This window comes from Desulfobacter sp. (genome assembly GCF_050177295.1).
On record NZ_JBFXHE010000400.1, the window covers coordinates 1 to 4,104 of the forward strand.

The following is a 4,104-nucleotide window of genomic DNA, read 5'->3' on the forward strand; positions in this document are numbered from 1 at the left end:
CGGTACCCCGTTGCACTACCGCTACACCCTTCGCCTCCATCTGGCTGGGTCTAAGACTTGCCAAATGTTTGGAAATCCATTACATTTGACTCACTTTTAAGAACATGTGCCGTGCCCGGCACACACACGGCGCTAAACCGGACGCCGTAAAGCTGCGCTGCGCTTGCTTTACGGCATCCGGTTAGCTTGGTCGTTAGGCAGGAAGATGCCTAAAATGAGGTAACTATTGAGACTAACAAGGAGATTAAACATGAATGTAATAATGAAATTGTTTTGTGTAACTTGTTTATTTACGTGTGTAAATGTTCAGTTTGTTTTTGCTGACGATATAGATGTCAGCGGAAAATATTTTGCAAAAAATGGCAGCGAGCTGACTCTTGAAAAGACCACAGAGAAAGGTCAATACCGAATTACGGGCAAAAGTTCAGGTGATTATTATTGGGAAGGTATCGGGTTTTATTCAAAAGAGTGCCAATGTATTAAATCAGTATTCAGATATACTTCTCATAAAGACAAATATGGTGATAACTGTGGTTATCATAAATTTATGGTGAAAAATAATGGTAATACTCTTATAAACCAAGGTGGCGGTTGGAACAGTCTTGATGAATTTGGTAAATCAAGTGAGTACACTCGAAAAAAGTAATTACTCATTTGCTATTTGTTATACAAATATTAATTTAATTTGGTGGCATGTTGAAGCTGTATAGTTCACTTCTTTGGCATCTAAGGGACTTAGCCGATCTCAATTTACCGTTAATGGTCGAATAGTAATATCCCACTGAGGAAGCTGGGTAGAACGATCAAGGCGCTTTTCAAGTTCTGCTTTCTCCTTTGTGCATAGGGTGATTCCCTTCTGGTATACTGATGTAAGGAGGCTGACGGTTGTCTTTACGCCTCTCCATACGAAGTTTCCTGCTCTTTTGAGCACGGTTTCCATACTATAGGGAATCTGGGGACACCTTACTTATTTGTTGACAAAAATTAGAATGTTTGTTTAAATCACTTCATGGCACGAATGGCAAGGGCAGTGGCGCCGGGTTTTCTCCATCACATTACACAAAGGGGGAATAGAAGGCAGCAGACATTTTTCAACGATCAGGACTTTAAAGCCTATCTGGCTTTGATGTCGGAATGGTGTTTGAACTATAAGGTTGATATATGGGCCTATTGCCTGATGCCCAATCATATTCACCTGATTGCAGTTCCTGAAACCAGGGATGGATTAAATCTGGCCGTCGGGGAAGCACACAGGCGATATACGAGCATGATCAATTTCAGGGAAGGTTGGCGCGGTTATTTATGGCAGGGGCGGTTTGCATCATTTATCATGGAAGAAAGTTACTTGCCGGCATGCACGCGGTATATCGAGTATAACCCGGTCCGTGCCGGTCTTGTAAAACGTCCTGAGGATTGGAAATGGAGTAGCGCCGGGCCGCATATAAATGAAAAGGATGACCTTCTTGTCAAAACAAGACCCTTGCTTGAGATTGTTAATACACCCTGGGGAGATTTTTTATCCTCTGACATAAAAGAATCTGAAATCGAATTGTTCAGAAAGCATGAACGTAACGGCCGACCGTTGGGAAAAACCACTTTTGTAAAGCAATTGGAGACTATTTTAGACAGACGGCTCAGGCCAAAGAAGCCAGGTCGAAGGAAAATAGGTAAGATGTCCCCGGATTACACAGGAAAAGATTACGCCCCTTGAAGGTCGTATCCTCGCCGGGTTCAAAGAAACTGAAGAATATCATTGGTGGTTGGAAACCAAGCAGTTAAAGGACCAACTGAAAGCAGAGAAGGCCCGGGCCAAAGCCCGTGAAAAAGCTGAAAGACGCCGATATGAAGAACAGGCCCGGCAGCAGTACCAGGAACACCACCACCAATCATTCACAGTCAGGACCCCGTCCTCTGGCGTGATATCTCTGTCCCAGGAAGAAGTCCGAGTCATTGACGCCTGTTACCGGGCAATGGCGGTACAGCTTCACCCGGATAAGGGCGGCGATCCCGAAGACATGAAGGTATTGAATCGGTTGAAAGATAGGATCCGCAGGAAAACGTAGTGATACAAAATTATTTTATATCACTACATATAGCCGATAATGCTTTTTAGAATTTCAACTAAATGGTGGGCATCATTTGTCGGAAAAAAAATGGTATGGATTTTTTTTTTGTGTCCAAAAACGGTTTCATAGGAATATTTTAGCAATACTCCCTCACCATGATGACCGGGTAAAGCGATGACCTGTTCTCCCAAATTGCCTTTTCTTGGAAAAAACGGATTAATACTTGCAAAACCTGAAACACTGTAGGGACGGACTGCCATGGCCTGAATATTTTTGCAGATTATGTAAGATGCGCCTTCTGTTTTAACACCAGAGATACTTAATACGATTTCTTTGTCTCCAGTGGTAGCCATCAGCTTTTTTGTTATTCGGATGGAAACTTTATAAAATAACGAGACCAATATAAAGGCCACCACACTAACCACTAAAACAAATATCAGGGATGGAAAAACAGCAGGTATGTTTTGTGTCATGGGATACATCATCCAAACCAGGCCGCCCAGAAAGATAAATCCTATAAATAAGGATAAATAAATCCGAAGGGATATGGGTATCCTAACGGATTCACGGTGTTTTTTAAATTGATCCATTATGTTACCTCTTTGTTTAGTGACCTTTCCAGGCTATAGTAGACATAAAATCATGCCTTTATCTCGTATGATTTTATTTTTTAATAATTCCATTCAACAGCTCGGGGAAGTGGGGTGGTAAGTTCCCCTTGCCTTGGAGATTATCCTGATTCTTAACGGGATAGCAAGGTTAAAATCCAGCGTCCGGACTCCCCAGAAATGGGACCAGCATTTTGCCTTTTTAAAAGTCAAAACTAACGTCCCCACTTTTGGGGAGGTTGAGATCAATTCAAAGCTGTGCCGGTTAGTCAAGAGTCGTGATCCGCGACTCTCACCTGGTTCATTCCATTGTGCATTTTTTGCACTTTGCTTTTTCCTGGTAACACCGGATTCGTTTTTGTCCGTGATAGGTGGATTCCTGAGACGGGGATCCTACCCTCCCATATCAGGAGGTCAGGTCCAAGTGACGCCCTATGTTAAGCTTAGACCCCCAAAATTGAGCCCAGGAGACCGGCGCAAAAATACGCCGGTTAAAGGTGAGAATCCCCACCTTTGGCAAAGCCTGGATATCCCGATTTTAAAATGGAGAATCCCCCACTTTAAATGGGAGGATCGTCCCCTTTAAACGAAATCTGTCGAAATCTGGGACCGAAATCTGGGGACACCTTACTTATTTGTTGACAAAAATTAGAATGTTTGTTTAAATCACTTCATGGCACGAATGGCAAGGGCAGTGGCGCCGGGTTTTCCCCATCACATTACACAAAGGGGGAATAGAAGGCAGCAGACATTTTTTAGCGATCAGGACTTTAAAGCCTATCTGGCTTTGATGGCGGAATGGTGTTTGAACTATAAGGTCGAAATATGGGCCTATTGCCTGATGCCCAATCATATTCACCTGATTGCAGTTCCTGAAACCAGGGATGGATTAAATCTGGCCGTCGGGGAAGCACACCGGCGATATACGAGAATGATCAATTTCAGGGAAGGTTGGCGCGGTCATTTATGGCAGGGGCGGTTTGCATCATTTATCATGGAAGAAAGTTACTTGCTGGCATGCACGCGGTATATCGAGTATAACCCGGTCCGTGCCGGTCTTGTAAAACGTCCTGAGGATTGGAAATGGAGTAGCGCCGGGGCGCATATTAATGAAAAGGATGACGTTCTTGTTAAAACAAGACCCTTGCTTGAGATTGTTAATAAATCTTGGGATGATTTTTTATCTTCGGATATTAAGGAATCTGAAATCCAATTGTTCAGAAAGCATGAACGTAACGGCCGACCGTTGGGAAAAACGACTTTTGTAAAGCAATTGGAGACTATTTTAGACAGACGGCTCAGGCCAAAGAAGCCAGGTCGAAGAAAAATATGTAAGATGTCCCCGGATTAATCCTTGATAATACATGTAATATTCAAAATCTATCTTTTAATGCTTTAAATTTTAACAAATATGCAATTGGAATTTTCAT

5 protein-coding genes are annotated in these 4,104 nt (G+C 42.8%); 4 read left to right on the top strand and 1 reads right to left on the bottom strand.

Features of this window, described 5'->3' with window-relative positions; all coding sequences use genetic code 11:
• The first annotated feature begins 250 nt into the window (after positions 1-250).
• From AB7U36_RS19875 to AB7U36_RS19885, 3 genes are all read left to right on the top strand, one after another.
• Positions 251-646, top strand: coding sequence for a hypothetical protein (locus AB7U36_RS19875; protein WP_428161374.1), 396 nt, complete (start codon positions 251-253; stop codon positions 644-646).
• Between the two features lie 363 nt (positions 647-1,009).
• Positions 1,010-1,711 carry a transposase gene (locus tag AB7U36_RS19880; protein WP_428161375.1) on the top strand — a complete coding sequence of 234 codons (702 nt, stop codon included), beginning with the start codon at positions 1,010-1,012 and terminating at the stop codon, positions 1,709-1,711.
• Positions 1,712-1,760: 49 nt separating this feature from the next.
• A complete protein-coding gene (locus tag AB7U36_RS19885) occupies positions 1,761-2,063 on the top strand; it encodes a hypothetical protein (protein ID WP_428161376.1) in 303 nt (100 codons plus the stop codon).
• Between the two features lie 23 nt (positions 2,064-2,086).
• Here the strand turns inward: AB7U36_RS19885 and AB7U36_RS19890 are convergent, their stop codons facing one another.
• A complete protein-coding gene (locus AB7U36_RS19890; RefSeq protein WP_428161377.1) occupies positions 2,087-2,656 on the bottom strand; it encodes a hypothetical protein in 570 nt (189 codons plus the stop codon).
• Positions 2,657-3,347: 691 nt separating this feature from the next.
• On the opposite strand from AB7U36_RS19890, the gene AB7U36_RS19895 reads away from it, so the two are divergent.
• A complete protein-coding gene (locus tag AB7U36_RS19895) occupies positions 3,348-4,025 on the top strand; it encodes a transposase (RefSeq protein ID WP_428161378.1) in 678 nt (225 codons plus the stop codon).
• Positions 4,026-4,104: the final 79 nt, after the last annotated feature.